This is a genomic window from Arthrobacter ulcerisalmonis, assembly GCF_900609065.1.
Classification (GTDB): Bacteria; Actinomycetota; Actinomycetes; order Actinomycetales; family Micrococcaceae; genus Arthrobacter; species Arthrobacter ulcerisalmonis.
This window is the reverse complement of sequence record NZ_UXAU01000014.1, coordinates 32,307-48,472: the sequence shown is the minus strand read 5'-3', so window position 1 is coordinate 48,472 and position 16,166 is coordinate 32,307. Positions and strand designations below refer to the sequence as shown.

The window sequence follows — 16,166 nt, the reverse complement described above, 5'->3', positions numbered from 1 at the left end:
TCACCCTAGCTGCCACCCGCCGTCGGCAGCCCGAATGGCGTGCGGTCTCCACGAATTTCAGTTAACATTGACTAACTGATAGGTCTGCGGGCCGGGTTCCGCATCAAGGAGGATGTATGGATGTCAACGGCACAGTCGCACTGATCACGGGCGGCGCTTCGGGTTTGGGGGCGGCCACGGCCCGGCGACTGCACGACGACGGCGCTGCCGTGGTGCTGGTGGACCTCGCCTCCTCTGCCGGTGAGCAGGTCGCTGCCGAACTCGTGGGCGACGGCTCGGGACCAGCGGCCATCTTTGTCGCAGCAGACGTGACCGACGAAGACCAGGTGCAGGCCGCCGTCGACGCCGCCACCACGCTGGGGCCACTGCGGATTGTGGTGAATTGCGCCGGCATCGGGACGCCGGGGAAAGTCCTTGGCCGGGACGGCGTGCTGCCGCTGGCCGACTTCAACCGCGTGGTCCAGATCAACCTGGTCGGCACCTTCAACGTATTGCGGTTGGCGGCCCAGGCCATGGTGGAAACCGACCCCGTCAGCACCGAACTGGGTGGCCCGGAGCGGGGCGTCATCATCAACACCGCCTCCGTGGCGGCCTTTGACGGCCAGATCGGCCAGCCGGCCTACGCCGCGTCCAAGGGGGCCGTGGCAGCCATGACCCTGCCGCTGGCGCGCGAGTTTGCGCGCTCGCTGGTTCGAGTGGTGACGATCGCACCCGGCATTTTCGAAACACCCATGCTGGCGGGCCTGCCGCAGGCTGCGCAGGACTCACTCGGCGCCCAGGTCCCGCACCCTTCCCGGCTCGGTAAGGCCGCCGAATACGCCAAGCTCGTGGCGCACATTGTGGACAATGCCATGCTCAACGGGGAAACCATCCGCTTGGACGGCGCCATCAGAATGGCACCCAAGTGAAAGATCCAGAGGGGCTGCCCAGCGCCGATTTCTTCGAGGTCGAATCCCAGCTCAGCGCCTCCGAGCGGCACAAACTCGACGAACTACGTGACTTCCTGGCGGCGGAGATCGCCCCCTACGCCGGGGAATGGTGGGACAAAGCGGAATTCCCTGCGCACATCCTGCCTAAGCTCGCAGCCCTGGAGCTGAGCACCCCCGGCCAGCGCGGCTACAGCCATCTTTTCGCTGGCTTGGTCATGGCCGAAATGACCCGGGTGGACACGTCCATTGCCACGTTCTTCCTGGTCCACCACGATCTCTTTGTGGAGTCCCTCTATGCTTTCGGCTCGGCTGACCAGCAAGAACGCTACCTGGCCCCCGCCGCCGAGCTCCGCATCACCGGCGCCTTCGCGCTGACCGAACCAGCGCACGGCTCCGACGTGGCTGGCGGGATGGAGACCCGCGCCCGCCGGGTACCAGCTGCGGCAGGGACAGCAGACGCGCGCGACGGCGGTGCTGACACCTGGGTGCTCAACGGCGCCAAGCGGTGGATCGGCAACGGGACGTTCTGCGACTACATGCTGGTCTGGGCCCGCGACGAAGCAGACGGGGCTGTCCGTGGCTTCATCGTCGATGCGACCCTACCCGGGGTGAGCCGGACCCGCATCGAAAACAAGATCGCGCTCCGGACGGTGCAAAACGCCGACATCGAGTTCCATGATGTCCAGGTGTCAGAAGCGGACCGTTTCGCCACCATCAACAGCTTCGATGACACCAAGGAACTCCTGCGAGGTTCCCGCATCATGGTGGCCTGGCAGACGGTGGGGCAGCAGCTGGCTGCGTTCGACGTTGCCCGGCAGTACGCCGTGGAGCGCCACCAGTTCGGCCGGCCGCTGGCCAGCTTCCAACTGATCCAACACCAGTTGGTGACGATGCTGGGGAACACTGTGGCCAGCATGGCCATGATGGCGGGGCTGGCACGGTTGCAGGATGCCGGCGCGGCGGACATGGCGCAGGTGGCGCTGGCCAAGTCCTACCTCAGTGCACGGATGCGGGAAACGGTGTCGCTGGGCCGGTCCATCCTTGGCGGCAATGGGATTGTGACCGACTACCGGATGGCCAAGATTTTCGCTGACGCCGAGGCCATCTACACCTACGAGGGCTCGTTCGAGATCAACACGCTCATTGTGGGGCGCACGGTCACGGGGATGTCCGCGATCGTCTAGCTCGATGCCGTCCCCTCAGCCGCGCCCGCTTCCGCCCGCCTTTCGCCGGCTTCCACCCGGACGTCGAGGGTGTTGCCCGGCACCGGCATGGGGCAGGTGCCGAAAGGGGTGAACGCGCTGGGATAGTTGATGGCCCGATTGAAGTCGAGTACCACTGTGGCCGGGCCGTCCGGGTGCGGGCGTGGCTTCGGCGTGGTCACTTTGCGCCAACCGTCGGTGGTGTCGCCGTTGGTGCGGTCATGGAACGTCACGCTGAGGGCGCCAAGGTCTTCCCCGGCAGCCTGCAGCCGGAACTCGTGGCCGCTCCCAGGCAGCTGGAACACCAGGTCACCCACGCTGCGGTGCACGCCGTCCACCAGCGGGTTCGCCGTGCTGATGGGCACGTCCACCGGTTCGGCGTAGGGGTGGAACTGTGCTGTGACTTCCCAGGCCGGGTTGTAGTCGTAGGTGGGGACGCCCGTGAAACCAGTGAAGACCTGCGACGCTGCGTCGCGCGTCCGGATCGCGTAGTTGCCCGCCCGTAGCGCCAACTCCACCACCACCTGGGTGCCGTCCTCGCCGCCGGACTGCACCCACAGGAGGGATTCCTCGTCGTCGAGCGCGGCGCGAAGAGTGCCCACCACGGGTTCGCCCGAGTCCACCAGCGACAGACCGTCGCCGGGCGCGGCGGTGAGTTCCGCCGTCGTACCGTCCGTTGACCAAAGGCCGGGCACGTGTTCGACCGCGGCGGGCGCGCCAGCCAGCCACTGAAACGAGGTCAGGGTGAGCCAGCCGTGGGGACTGGCAAGGGCTGCGTTGCGGTGGGTGCGGAAGCGCTGCCAACGTTCCACTTTGGCTGTGTCGGTGGTGCTCATGGTTCCTTTCGAGGCTGTGTGGGCTTCAACGCCTACTATCTGAGATGGATTCCCACCCGGCGTTGGCCTGCGGGTAGCATCGTTAGCTAGTAATACGGCTCACAGTATCCAACGCAGTGTACGAGCCCCCGACCGATCCCTCGAAAGAGACTTCCATGGCGCACACTGCAGCACATTCCGAACCTGATCTCGCGTCCGAACTCCGCGCCGACGTGCGCCGGGTTTCCACGCTTCTGGGCGAATCACTGGTCCGCCAGCATGGGCCTGACCTCCTCGAACTTGTTGAGCAGGTGCGCCTGTTGACCAAGGAGTCCAAGGAGGCGGCCCGCGGCGGTGCAGACGCGACAGGGCCGTGGAGCGCCCACGACGTCGTGGAGCAGGTGCGCGAGTTGTTGGGCTCGCTGCCCATAGAGCAGGCCACGGACCTGGTCCGGGCGTTCGCGTTCTACTTCCACTTGGCCAATGCCGCAGAGCAGGTGCACCGGGTCCGGGGTTTGCGGAACCGGGACGAAAAAGACGGCTGGCTGGCCAAAGCGGTCAACGACATCGCCGAGCAGGCCGGCCCCGCCGCGCTGCAGGACGCCGTCAACAACCTGGACGTGCGGCCCATCTTCACCGCCCACCCCACTGAGGCTTCCCGGCGCTCCGTGCTGGACAAGGTCCGTAAACTCTCCGACGTCCTGTCTGAGCACACCCTCGAAGGCACCTCGGCCCGGCGTCGGCAGGACCGGCAGCTTGCCGAGGTCATCGACCAGATGTGGCAAACCGACGAGCTGCGCCAGGTCCGGCCCACACCCGTGGACGAGGCCCGGAACGCCATCTACTATCTGGGCAACATCCTGACCGATGCCATGCCGGCGATGTTGACCGACTTTGCCGAACTCCTCGGCGAGCACGGGGTCACCCTTGCCGGCCAGGACGCTCCCATCCGGTTCGGCTCCTGGATCGGTGGTGACCGTGACGGCAACCCCAACGTCACGGCCGCCGTCACCCGCGAAATCTTGCAGATCCAGAACCAGAACGCCGTGCGCATCAGCATCGGCATGGTGGACGAACTCATCTCCATCCTCTCCAACTCCACGGCACTCGCCGACGTTGACCAGGAGCTGATGGACTCGCTTGAGGTTGACCTGCGCAACCTGCCAGGCCTGGACAAGCGGGTCCTGGAACTCAACGCCCAGGAGCCCTACCGGCTGAAGCTGACGTGCATCAAGGCCAAGCTGATCAATACGGGCAAGCGCGTCGCGGCTGGTTCCAACCACGAACACGGCCGCGACTACAGCGGCACGCCCGAACTCATCGACGACCTTGACCTGGTGGAGTCATCCCTGCGGAACCATTCGGCGGCGCTGGCTGCCGATGGTGCGCTGGCCCGGGTGCGTCGCGCTGTCTCCTCCTTCGGGCTGCACCTGGCCACCTTGGACATCCGCGAACACGCCGATCACCATCACGACGCCGTGGGGCAGCTGATGGATCGGCTTGGCGGCCCGGGGGTACGGTATGCCGAACTCAGCCGAGAGCAGCGCTTCGAGGTCCTCGGCTCCGAACTCGCCTCCCGCAGGCCCCTGTCCGGGCACCCGATCACGCTCGACGGCGCCGCGAACGGCACGTACGACGTCTTCCGGGAGATCCGCCGGGCACTCAAAACCTACGGCCCGGACGTCATCGAGACCTACATCATCTCCATGACCCGCGGCGCCGACGACGTCCTCGCCGCAGCAGTCCTGGCGCGTGAAGCCGGGCTGGTCAATGTGGTTGGCGAAAACCCGTATGCCAAAATCGGGTTCGCTCCGCTGCTCGAGACCGTTGAAGAGCTGCGCGCGTCAGCGGAAATCATCGACCAACTGCTGGCCGACGCCTCGTACCGCGAACTGGTTCGACTGCGCGGCGACGTGCAAGAGGTCATGCTGGGCTATTCAGACTCCAACAAGGAATCCGGGGTCATGACCAGCCAGTGGGAAATCCACAAGACCCAGCGGAAGCTGCGCGACATCGCCGCCAAACACGGGGTCCGCGTGCGGCTCTTCCACGGCCGCGGCGGTTCCGTTGGGCGCGGCGGCGGACCTACCTACGATGCCATCCTTGCCCAGCCGAACGGGGTGTTGGAAGGCGAGATCAAGTTCACCGAGCAGGGCGAAGTCATCTCGGACAAGTACTCGCTGCCCGAACTGGCCCGCGAGAACCTGGAACTTTCCCTGGCAGCTGTATTGCAAGGTTCCGCACTGCACCGCGACCCGCGCACCTCTGCCGACCAGCGCGAACGCTACGGGCACGTCATGGAGACCATCTCCGATGCAGCCTTTGACCGCTACCGGACACTGATCGACCATCCTGACCTGCCCGCCTACTTCCTCTCCTCCACCCCCGTGGAGCAGCTTGGCTCGCTCAACATCGGCTCCCGGCCGTCCAAACGCCCCGATTCCGGCGCCGGACTCGGTGGGCTGCGGGCCATCCCGTGGGTGTTTGGCTGGACCCAGTCGCGGCAGATCGTGCCGGGCTGGTTCGGTGTTGGCTCGGGCCTGAAAGCGGCCCGCGAAGCTGGGAACGCCGAACACCTGGCGGAAATGACCGCCCACTGGAACTTCTTCCGCTCCGTCATTTCCAACGTTGAGATGACGCTCGCCAAGACGGACCTGGACATCGCCGGCTACTACGTGGCCACCCTGGTCCCGGAGGAACTGCATCACCTGTTCCGGGCCATCCGCGAGGAGTACGACCTCACCGTTGCTGAGATCCAGCTCCTGACCGGCGAGGACCTGCTCCTCGACGCCCAGCCCACCCTCAAGCGCTCCCTGGAGATCCGGGACCAATACCTGGACCCCATCAGCTACCTCCAGGTGGAGTTGTTGCGCCGCGTTAGGGCCGAAGCCGGCACCATCAGCGGCGCCGAAATCGACGAGCGCCTCCAGCGGGCCATGCTCATTACCGTCAATGGGGTCGCGGCGGGCCTGCGCAACACCGGGTAACCCTCCCGGAGCTCTGGCGCCTGTTTGGCTAACCCTCCCGGAGATCTGGTTTGGGGCCGGCCCTCCTCCCGCAACTACTCCGGGAGGGATGGTGGTTTGGGCGTAACTGCTCCGGGAGGGTTGAGACGGAAGTGATAGTCGGTTTTCGGTAGGGTATTGCCATGCCTTCGTTCCAGACCCGTCTCAAGATCACCGGGCTCCGGCCCGGTAACCTGCCCGAGTCCGTCATGGACGCTGCGGTGGAGGCGTTGGGCACGCGGCACCATGTCGAATCCCATCAGCTGCAGCTCGCCGGCGGCGTTCCGCAACTGCACCTGCGATTCCTCGTGGAGACCACCGAGGACGTCGGCGAGAATCAGCAGGCGTTGGCGTCGGCTGAGATGATGCGCGACGCCGTCGAACGCGTTGCGCTGACGGGCGCACTCCTGGTGCTGCGCCGCAACCGCGGCCGTTGGGCGCCGGTGTAGTCAGGCTTCCGTTTCTCTGACGGGGGAGCGGTTGCCGCGGCGTCGGGTGACAATGATGCCAATTACGACGCCGATCAGCAGGCCCAGTGCCACCCCGATCAGGGAGCTTGCCCAGAAGGGCAGCCGGGTGGCCGAGCCGGTGAAATAGCCCAGTCCCACCAGCCAGCATGCCCAGATGATGGCCCCCAACCCCGCGCACAGGCTGTACCCGCGGACGGACACGTTGGCGATTCCCGATGCCGCAGCGGTGGCCAACCGTCCGCCGGGAATGAAGCGGGCGCCGATGATGGTCCCGTAGGTTGAGGATCGGCCTGCCTTCGCGATGGCCCGATGGATGCCGCTATGGACGCGTCTGCCCCACTTCCAGCGATCCAGGATATGGCTGAGCCGGCGGCGGAACAGCTGGAAAACCAGCATGTCGCCCAGCCAAGACGCTACGGCGGACAGCACGCCGATCAACAGGACGCTGGCGCGTCCGTCAGCGGCGAGTGCGCCGCCGGTGATAACCAACATTTCGGAAGGAATGGGCGGAAAAAGGGCATCGCCGATGACCAGGGGGAAGATCCAGAAATAGATCGCCGCTCCCCAGCTGTCAGCGCTGCCGAAGTCCATGGCCACAAGGTACCGCATTTTGCGGACATTCCGGCCGCTGAATCAGGCCGAGCCCGCCCGGACCGACTCGCTGAGTTCAAGACCGCTTCGATATTCAACGGGGGTGCCGGAGATGGGATCGACGAATCGGATGCCGCGGGCCAGGAGCTGGAGCGGTTTCGAGTAGTCGTCGGGTGCCTTGTCCAGCAGGTCCGGGTAAAACGAATCGTTGACGATGCCCAACCCCAGCGAGGCCATGTGGACTCTGAGTTGGTGTGTTTTGCCGGTGTGCGGCTCCAGCCGGTATCTGGCGAGGGGCGCGCTGCCGGGAGTACCGCCGTCGAACGCTTCAAGCTTTTCGATCCTGGTTTCCGCGTTCGGCTCGCCAGGCACTACTTCCGCGAGGAGGTAGCTGCGGGATTTGGTCATCCGATTCCGGACCACCACAGGAAAGTCGACGGCGGGAAATCCGGCGGCCGGGTGGGCGGCGGACACGCACTCATAATCCTTCTGGACCTGGCGTTTTTCGAACAGGACCTGGTACTTCCCGCGCGTTTCCGGATTGGTGGAGAGCAGCAGGACGCCCGCGGTCATCCGGTCCAATCGGTGCATGGGGATCAGATCCGGGAGCTTGAGGTGGTTCCGCAGGCGGACCAGTGCTGACTCCTGGATGTAGGTGCCACCGGGCGTGGTGGGCAGGAAATGCGGCTTGTCCACCACCAGGAGGTGCTCGTCCTGGTGCAGGATGCTGAGCTCCACCGGGATCCGGGTCTCAGGCGGCAGGGTCCGGTAGTACCAGATGAACGTGTGGTCGCGGAGTTTGGTGGTACGGTCCAGGGCAACACCGCCCTCGCCAACGATTTCGCCGGCGTCGAACCGATCCTCGATACCTTGCGGATCGATGTGACCCCAACGATGCATCATGTAATCCATGGCAGTCTCCCAGGGCCCCTCCGCGGGCAGGCGAAGACGGGTGGCATTGACGCCGTCGCGCACTGGGAGGGGGGATTGCATCACCGGTCCATTCTACGAGTCCTAGGCGATGGCCGCCCGCGGCGGATCCGACAGGGTGCGGCGGAGCTGCGGCGCGGCCTCGAGCTTGGCCTGGGCGTTGCGCAGTGCGATGACCGCTGTTTCAAGGTCGCCCGCCGGCAAGGTGTAGGGAATCCGGAGGTGCTGCTCAAAGCTGCCGCCCACACCGAACCGTGGGCCAGCGGCCAGGCGGACGCCGAACTCGGGAGCCAGCACGGTCAACGCTGTACTGATCGGTGCCGGGAGCCGGCACCAGAAGCTCAGGCCGCCGTCGGACTTCAGCACCTCCCAGGTAGGCAGGTGCCGGGCCAGCAGGTCCTGGAGTGCGGCGCGTTGGCTCCGCAGCGCTGCCAACCGGGCTGGCAGCGGCTCGTCGAAGTCGGCAAGGAGGTGGGTGGCGGCAAGCTGCTCGGCAATCGGCCCACCCAGGTCCAAAGTCGTTCGGGCAGCGGCGTACCGGCGGATCTGGGCGCTGCTGGCCCGAATCCAACCGGTGCGGAGGCCGGCCCAGTGCGACTTGCTGAGCGACCCAATGGTCACCACGCCCGGGCCGAAGGCCGCCACATGCTGGGTCTGGAGGCCGTCAAGGTTCAGGTCGCGGAGCGTTTCGTCGATGACCAGGACGGTATTCGAAGCAGCTGCAGCCCGCACCAGGCACCGGCGTTGGGAGTCCGGCATCAACCGACCCGTGGGATTGTGGAAGTCCGGTACCAAGTAGGCGAGGGCAGGGCGTTGCTGCTGAAACGCCTGCTCGAAGGCGGCCATGTCCCAGTTGCTGTGGCCAGGCAAGCCCACGGAAACCGGAGTGACCCGCGCACCGGCAGCGACGATGGCGTCCAGCGCGTTCGGATAGCTGGGGTGCTCCACCAGGACCTTTGCCGGCTGGCCATGCTGCGGCTGGGCGTCGGCCCGGAGAGTGATGGTGAGGGCATGTTGCGCGCCAGAGGTGATGAGGATCTGCTCCGCAGTAGTGGGCAGTCCGGACTGGCTGTAGTGGGCAGCCACCGCGGCCCGGAGCGCCGGCAGGCCGAGCACTTCGTAGCCGAATCCCGGCAGCTGTGCGGGCAGGTCAACGATCGCCGCCGAATAGGCCCTGTGTACCACCTCGCCGCTGGCCGGCAACGAGGCGTAGGCCAGGTCGAGGAGACCGTCAGGTGCGGCCAGGCCGGGGGCTGCACTCTTTGCCGTTCGCGGCAGCCGGGCGCGGCCCTTCGCACCCTGCCCACTGCTCAAGAATCCCGATTCGCGCAGCTGCGCATAGGCGGCAGTCACAGTGGTCCTGCTCAGCCCCAACGTTTCGGACAGCGACCGTTCGCTGGGCAGTGACGTGTCGAGCGGCAGCCGGCCGTCCAGGATCAGCAGGCGTACGACGTCGGACAGCTCGCGATAGGCGGGCCCCGCACCGTGGTGCCAGCGGCCCATGAGTCGGGCAAGGGTTGCGGAGGTCAGGGCGGCTGGCATGAGGCCAGTATGTCAGACTGGCTATGGAATACAAGGCCAGTAAGGCGGAGGATAGACCCATGATGATCCGCAGACTCCTCCAACTCTTCATTGGCCTGGCCATGTACGGCTTCTCGCTCTCCCTCTTCATCCGCTCCGCACTGGGCACCGCGCCTTGGGATGTGCTGCATCAGGGGGTGGCGGCCAAGACCGGCCTCAGCTTGGGGGTGGTGGTCATCATCATCAGCTTTGCGGTGTTGCTGCTGTGGATCCCGCTCCGGCAGCGGCCCGGATTCGGCACCCTCTGCAACGCCATCCTGGTGGGGGTGTTCGCGGACCTGGGCCTGGCCCTGGTGCCCCAGTTCTCGCACCTCGGTGGACAGATTTCCATGTTGGCTGGCGCGGTGGTGCTCAATGCTGTGGCCTCTGCGTGCTACATCGGTGCCCGGTTCGGCCCAGGTGCCCGTGACGGATTGATGACCGGCCTGGCCCGGCGCACCGGGTGGTCAGTTCGGGTGTCCCGGACCCTGATCGAGGTGGTGGTCCTGGCTGCAGGCTGGCTTCTGGGCGGCACCGCCGGCGTGGGTACCGCCGTCTATGCGCTGGCGATCGGTCCGTTGGTGCAGCTGATGATGCCCTGGTTCATGGTGCCGGCAAAAGTCTCGGCCCCCGCACCGGCATCAAGCGCCGCCCCGGTCACGGCCCAGCTGACGGTTGCTGAGTCGCCGGAACGGGCGGCAGGGGCTGGCATTTAGGGCAGAAGTAGATGTCCCGTTCCTCATCGCCGTTGAGTCTGCCCAGCATGGCGTGCTGGATGGGCGTGCGGCATTTGAGGCACGGCTGGTGTTCCCTGCGGTAGACCCAATATCCCGGCCTGCCAGCGGCCCGGCCCACAGGAACACCACGGGCGTTCAGGATGGTGACTCGGCGTCCCGGGCCAAGGTTGGCTTCGAGCAGCACTTTGGCGCTGGCCAGCATCTCCGGCACCGAGGTCAACGCCGGCACGTCGCCGGCCTGAACGGTGGGGTGGACCCCGGCCAGGAAGAGCGTCTCGCACCGGTAGATGTTGCCGATCCCGGCAAGGTTCCGCTGGTCCAACAGTGCGACGCCGATGGGAACCTGGGGTGCGTCGAGGATCCGCCGCTCCGCCTCGGCAGGGTCCCAATCGGCGCCCAATAGGTCCGGTCCGAGATGCCCCACTACCGTGTCTTCGTCCTGGGTCTTCACCACGTCCAACACGCCCAGGGAGAATCCGACGGCGTCTGCCGTCGCAGTGCGTAGCACGCACCGTGCCGTGAACCCCGGTTTACGCCAACGCCCACCTGGCGGGTAGACCTGCCAACTACCTTCCATTTTCAGGTGCGAATGGATGGTCAATCCACGGCCGTCCGGGCTGACCACCCGGATGAGCAGGTGCTTGCCGCGGGGAACGACCTCACGGACCGTCCAGCCCACCACGCTCAGGGTGGCAAATCGGGGCACCCGGAAGTCTGAGGCGGTCAGGACGCCCCCGGCTAGGGCGGCATGTAGCTGTGCGGTGGCGCGGAAAACGGAGTCGCCCTCAGGCACGGATCCTCAGTCCCTTCGGAGTGGAGTAGGCGCCGGCGGCACTCAAAGCCGCGGCGATGGGGGTGTCCAGGATGCCGTGCCCGTTGACCTTCTCCATGATGAGCTTGTCCACTGCGCCGCGGGTTACCACGCCTACCAACGCCGCTCCGGCTGCTGCCAAGACACCCTCGTCGGGGCTGAACGACAGTAAGGTCTTGCCGCCCCGTTCCACGTAGAGCACCAGGGCGCCGTCGACAAGGACCACCAGCGCGCCGGCCTTCCGGCCTGGCCGGTGCCCAGTTCCGGCATCGTCGTTCAAGGCTGGCCACGGCAGGGCAGCGCCGTACGGATTGGCTGGATCCGTAGCGGCGAGGGCCAACGCCACGGGTTCGGGTTTGGCTAGCTGCGCGTCTTCGGTGAAGGAGCGGAGCCTATCCACCGTGGCCGGTACCGCGAACTGTGCGGCACCCAGGTGTTCAATGAAGTACCCACGGCGGCAACGGCCCGCTTCCTCGAGCCGGGCCAATACCTTGTACATCAGCCCAAATCCGCCCAAGATTTGCTCGGCCATCACGGAACCGCGCGTCACCACGCCGTACCGATCCAGCAGCAGTTCCGCGGTGGCGCGGGCGTGAATGGTGGCATCCAATTCCGGGGCGGGAAGCGCCGACCAGCGGCCGGCGGCCATGGGCGGGGTTGCCGAGGTGCCGGCGGTGCCATACCTGCCACCGCCGAAGGTTCCGGCCGGGCCGTTCGATGCCCCCAGCCGCCGAATCCGTGGCGCCCGGGCCCGAGGTGTCCGGGCAACCTGCCGGTGCGCCGTGTGGCCGCCCGCAATCAAGGCCCTGACCGGGGCAAACGTGTCTCCGGTGACGCGGCCCGCCCAAGCCAGGTCCCAGAGGGCGGACACCACCGCCTGGTCGCTGAGCACCGCGTCCATGCCGCCCGCCACCTCGGTCAACTGCCGGAAGAAGTAGCCGCCACCGTTGTTCCGCAGATGGTCCAGCAGTCGCAGCTGGGCGTCCCCCGGCTGATAGTCGATGACGGGATTGAGGGTCAGGTCCGCCGAGTCAGCCAGGTGCAGGCTGATCCAGCCGTCATTTCCGGGCAGGGACCCGGCCCCGGACCAGAGGACCTCGCCGGCCGCCATCAGCTCATCCAGCATGGCGGGTTGGTAGTTGGAAACCCTGCTGGCCAGTACCAACGGCTCCCACGCGGAAGCGGGCACCGGCACTCCGGACAGTTGGTCGACGGCGGTGATGATGCCGTCCAAGCCGCGCAGTGAGGGCTGACCGCGGCCGCCACCCGGCACGCGCACGTGCTGCCAAGCCGGCAGGAACCGGCCGTAAGCAGCTGCATCCACGGGTTCCACTTCGGCGCGCAGTGCAGCAAGCGAACGACGGCGGAGCTTGCGCAACACCTCCGCGTCGCACCATTCGCTGACGGCTGGTTGCGGCGGAGACTGGGGCGGATCTGCTGGGGGTGGGCTGCCCACGGGTTTGGATAAATCGGCGTCGGTTTCGCCGTCGTCGAACGCGGCCGTTTCCGCGTCATCGAACTCGGCCGTTTCGGCGTCATCGAACTGGGATGGATCGAGCTCGGCGGAATCGCCCTCGACCGCCTCGGCCGTCAGTCCTGAGTCAGCTGCCAGCGCCAGCGAGCTGCCGGCGTCGCCCTCCGGGCTGGTGTGCGGCCGGAACTCTCCCTCCACCACGCGACCATCAGCGGCGAGGCGTTTCAGCGCGGTCCCCACCACAGCAACACCGAGTCCCAACCGGGCTGCAGCCTCAGCCGCGGTAAACGGCCCATGGGTGCGCGCATAGCGGGACACCAGATCACCCAAGGGATCAGCCACGGGCTCGATGAATGCCAAGGGCACGCCCATGGGCAGGGGAACGCCAATGGCGTCGCGGAGCCGGGCCGCGTCTTCCACTGCGGCGTAGCGTTCAACGCCCCCGATATTGACTTTGATGGCGCGGTTGGCCCGGACCAGCGCCTGCAGATGCGCTGCCGCAAGGACGGGTGAGGTAGCAGCGTCAGAGTCAACGTCGTCCTGCAATCGAGTGGCGGCCTCCTCAGCTGCCAGCGGCCCCAGCAGGCGCAGCAGGTCGGCAGTGCCTTCGACGCCCTTGGCCCGGCGGTCAGGCAGCAGCCGCTGGAGTTCGTTCTCGGTGAGGTCGATGACCTTGGGATCGAGGAGTTCGCGTAGTTCAACCCGGCCCAGCAGCTCGTTAAGCAGGGTGGAATCAAGGGCCAGGGCGGCGGCCCGGCGTTCGGCCAGTGGCGAATCGCCCTCGTACAGGAACTGGGCCACGTACCCGAATAGCAGCGACTTGGCGAAGGGTGAAGGCTGGGACGTGGTGGTCTCCACGACTCGCAGCTCGCGCCGTTCCACCGACGCAGCGATGTCCTTTAGCGCGGGCAGGTCGTAGACATCCTGCAGGCACTCACGCACAGTTTCCAGCACGATGGGGAAGGTGGGGTACTTTCTGGCCACGTCCAGCAGCTGCGCCGACCTCTGCCGCTGTTGCCACAGGGGTTGGCGTTTGCCGGGAGTCTGACGTGGGAGCAGGAGCGCGCGGGCAGCACACTCGCGGAAGCGGGAGGCGAAGAGGGCGCTGCCGCCCACCTCTGCGGTGACGATCTGTTCGAGCTCTTCCGGGTCGAAGAGGAACAGTTCCGCCCCGGGTGGTTCGTCGTCCATCACCGGCACGCGCAGCACAATGCCGTCGTCTGCTGCCATCGCGGAACCGTCGAGGCCGTACCGCTGGTGCAGCCGTTGCCCCACGGCGAGGGCCCACGGCGCGTGCACCGGCATGCCGAACGGGCTGTGGAGGATGACCCGCCAGTCGCCTAGTTCGTCGTGGAACCGTTCCACCACCAAGGTGGTGTCGCTGGGTACCACCTCGGTGGCCAGCTTCTGCTCGTGCAGATACTGCACCAGGTTGTTGGCGGCGAAGTCGTCCAGGCCGCTGGCCTTGCAGCGTTCGGTGGCAGGGCCGACGTCGGACGCTGCCAGTTCCCGGACGAAGGCACCCAGGGCGCGGCCCAGGTCCACGGGCCGGCCTAATGAATCGCCCTTCCAGAACGGCAGTTTGCCGGGTTGGCCGAAGGCGGGGGAGACCAGGACCCGGTCATGGGTGATGTCCTCGATCTTCCAGCTGGTGGCACCGAGGGCGAAGACGTCGCCCACCCGGGATTCGTAGACCATTTCCTCGTCGAGTTCGCCAACGCGCCGGCCCCCCTTGGCTGCGGGCGCAGCCTTCCCCTCGCCGGCGGGGGACGGGGAACCCTCCGTCTCGCTGCCGATGATGTAGACGCCGAAGAGCCCCCGATCGGGGATGGTGCCACCAGAAGTGACGGCCAGGCGCTGGGCTCCGGGCCTGCCTTCGATGGTGCCGGCGTTCCGATCCCAGATGATCCGGGGCCGCAACTCGGCGAACTCGTCCGACGGGTACCGCCCCGCTAACAGGTCCAGGGTGGCTTCGAAGGCCGAGCGGGGGAGGGACGCGAAGGGCGCGGAACGGCGCACGGTGGCGAACCAGTCCTCCACATCGATGCTGCCCAGTGCCGTAGCGGCTACTGTCTGCTGGGCCAGGATGTCCAGCGGATTCGCGGGAATGCTGAGGCGCTCAATTTTGCCGGCCAGCATCCGCTCCACCGTGATGGCAGTGTGCACGAGGTCGGCGCGGTGCTTGGGGAAGAGGATACCCTGGGAAATTTCGCCCACCTGGTGCCCGGCACGGCCCACTCGCTGCAGCCCACTGGCCACCGATGGCGGCGATTCCACCTGCACCACCAAGTCCACCGCCCCCATGTCGATGCCCAGTTCAAGCGAGGAGGTGGCGACGACGCAGCGCAGCCGCCCGGACTTGAGGTCATCCTCGATCAGGGCCCGCTGATCCTTCGACACCGAGCCGTGGTGCGCCCGCGCAAGCACGGGGTCCGCACCTGCGGAGGTCCCTGCTTGGGCCATCATGTGCGCCGGGGTGGCAGTCGAGACGGGAGCGCCCGACGTCGACCGGTCAGCCACGGCATCCTCGCCGCCGCCCACCGCCACGAGTTGCCGTTCGGCGTAGATTTCGTTCAACCGGGCAGTCAGCCGCTCCGAGAGGCGACGCGAGTTGGCGAACACGATGGTGGATTGGTTGGCCAGCACCAGGTCCACGATCTTTTCCTCGACGTGTGGCCAGATGGAGGCCTGGGGTTGCAGTCCTGACGCCGGCCCCGAGTCGGAGGCGCTGGCTGCGCCCTGCAGATCGGACATGTCCTCCACCGGCACGGAGACGGTGAGGTCCCAGGTTTTCGATGCTGGCGGCGCCACGATCTCCACCGGCGCCGTGCCGGCCAGGAACTGTGCCACGAGTTCGCGCGGTTCCACGGTGGCGGACAGGCCAATCCGTTGCGCAGGCTTGGGCAGGAGGCCATCAAGCCGTTCCAGCGACACCGCCAAGTGGGCTCCGCGTTTGGTCCCCGCGACCGCGTGGACCTCATCGATGATGATGGTGTCCACCTCGGTCAACGTCTCACGGGCCTTGGAAGTCAGCATCAGGAACAGCGATTCCGGCGTGGTGATGAGGATGTCCGGCGGCGTGCTCAACAGGGACCGGCGATCCGCTGTGGTGGTATCGCCTGACCGGACACCAACGGTGATCAGCGGGGACGGCAGGCCCAATCGTTTCGCGGTCTGGGTGATGCCGATGAGCGGTGAGCGGAGGTTGCGCTCCACGTCCACGCCAAGCGCCTTCAGCGGTGAGATGTAGAGGACCTTGGTCTTACGTTTGGGCGCACGAGGCCGGCGGCCCTTGCTGCTGCCGGAAGTGCCCGAGGCCGCATCCGCCGGCAGGCCGGGCAGGGGCTCGGCAGGAGGATCGGTCTTGGGATCTGCGCTGGGGTCCGAACTGCCAACCGTGAGTAGCCGATCCAGGGCCCAGAGGAACGCCGCAAGGGTTTTGCCTGACCCCGTGGGCGCCACCACGAGGGCATGCGAACCGGAGGAAATGGCCTTCCACGCCCCTGCCTGTGCTGGCGTGGGTTTGCTGAAGGCACCCAAGAACCAGTCGCGGGTAGGGCGACTGAACTGGCTCATGGGCTGCTCCGCCGCGGACTTCCGGCCCGTGGCGGCCTTTTCCTTCGTCATGCCACCATCATGCCG

At 66.7% G+C, this 16,166-nt stretch carries 11 protein-coding genes; 5 read left to right on the top strand and 6 right to left on the bottom strand.

Going from position 1 to position 16,166, the window contains the following annotated elements:
- The first annotated feature begins 116 nt into the window (after window positions 1-116).
- Window positions 117-908: an SDR family NAD(P)-dependent oxidoreductase gene (locus PSET11_RS04315; protein ID WP_124090883.1), complete on the top strand. Its 792-nt coding sequence runs from the start codon at window positions 117-119 to the stop codon at window positions 906-908.
- Window positions 905-2,113: an acyl-CoA dehydrogenase family protein gene (locus PSET11_RS04310; protein ID WP_124090882.1), complete on the top strand. Its 1,209-nt coding sequence runs from the start codon at window positions 905-907 to the stop codon at window positions 2,111-2,113. The genes PSET11_RS04315 and PSET11_RS04310 overlap by 4 nt, the downstream gene beginning before the upstream one ends.
- Here the strand turns inward: PSET11_RS04310 and PSET11_RS04305 are convergent.
- Entirely contained in the window at window positions 2,110-2,967 is an 858-nt protein-coding gene (locus tag PSET11_RS04305) for a DUF1684 domain-containing protein (RefSeq protein ID WP_124090881.1), read from the bottom strand. The two genes, PSET11_RS04310 and PSET11_RS04305, sit on opposite strands and share 4 nt — an antisense overlap.
- Window positions 2,968-3,122: 155 nt before the next feature.
- Here PSET11_RS04305 and ppc point away from each other — a divergent pair, with 155 nt between their 5' ends.
- Both ppc and PSET11_RS04295 read left to right on the top strand, forming a co-directional pair.
- A complete protein-coding gene (gene ppc, locus PSET11_RS04300; protein ID WP_124090880.1) occupies window positions 3,123-5,933 on the top strand; it encodes a phosphoenolpyruvate carboxylase in 2,811 nt (936 codons plus the stop codon).
- Window positions 5,934-6,094: 161 nt separating this feature from the next.
- Window positions 6,095-6,400, top strand: coding sequence for a hypothetical protein (locus PSET11_RS04295; RefSeq protein WP_124090879.1), 306 nt, complete (start codon window positions 6,095-6,097; stop codon window positions 6,398-6,400).
- Here the strand turns inward: PSET11_RS04295 and PSET11_RS04290 are convergent, their stop codons facing one another.
- The 3 genes from PSET11_RS04290 to yczR are packed head-to-tail and all read right to left on the bottom strand — an operon-like array spanning window position 6,401 to window position 9,484.
- A complete protein-coding gene (locus tag PSET11_RS04290; RefSeq protein WP_238989025.1) occupies window positions 6,401-7,030 on the bottom strand; it encodes a DedA family protein in 630 nt (209 codons plus the stop codon). It abuts the gene before it with no gap.
- A gap of 24 nt (window positions 7,031-7,054) precedes the next feature.
- Window positions 7,055-8,005: an RluA family pseudouridine synthase gene (locus tag PSET11_RS04285; protein ID WP_124090931.1), complete on the bottom strand. Its 951-nt coding sequence runs from the start codon at window positions 8,003-8,005 to the stop codon at window positions 7,055-7,057.
- 21 nt (window positions 8,006-8,026) lie between these two features.
- A complete protein-coding gene (gene yczR / locus PSET11_RS04280) occupies window positions 8,027-9,484 on the bottom strand; it encodes a MocR-like transcription factor YczR (RefSeq protein ID WP_124090878.1) in 1,458 nt (485 codons plus the stop codon).
- Window positions 9,485-9,543: 59 nt separating this feature from the next.
- On the opposite strand from yczR, the gene yczE reads away from it, so the two are divergent.
- Window positions 9,544-10,218: a membrane protein YczE gene (gene yczE / locus PSET11_RS04275; RefSeq protein ID WP_124090877.1), complete on the top strand. Its 675-nt coding sequence runs from the start codon at window positions 9,544-9,546 to the stop codon at window positions 10,216-10,218.
- Here yczE and PSET11_RS04270 read toward each other — a convergent pair.
- The gene (locus PSET11_RS04270) at window positions 10,160-11,032 is read right to left on the bottom strand and encodes an Fpg/Nei family DNA glycosylase (protein WP_124090876.1); all 873 of its coding nucleotides are present in this window, start codon (window positions 11,030-11,032) and stop codon (window positions 10,160-10,162) included. The genes yczE and PSET11_RS04270 overlap by 59 nt on opposite strands.
- A complete protein-coding gene (locus tag PSET11_RS04265; RefSeq protein ID WP_124090875.1) occupies window positions 11,025-16,151 on the bottom strand; it encodes an ATP-dependent helicase in 5,127 nt (1,708 codons plus the stop codon). The genes PSET11_RS04270 and PSET11_RS04265 overlap by 8 nt, the downstream gene beginning before the upstream one ends.
- Between the last annotated feature and the right edge of the window lie 15 nt (window positions 16,152-16,166).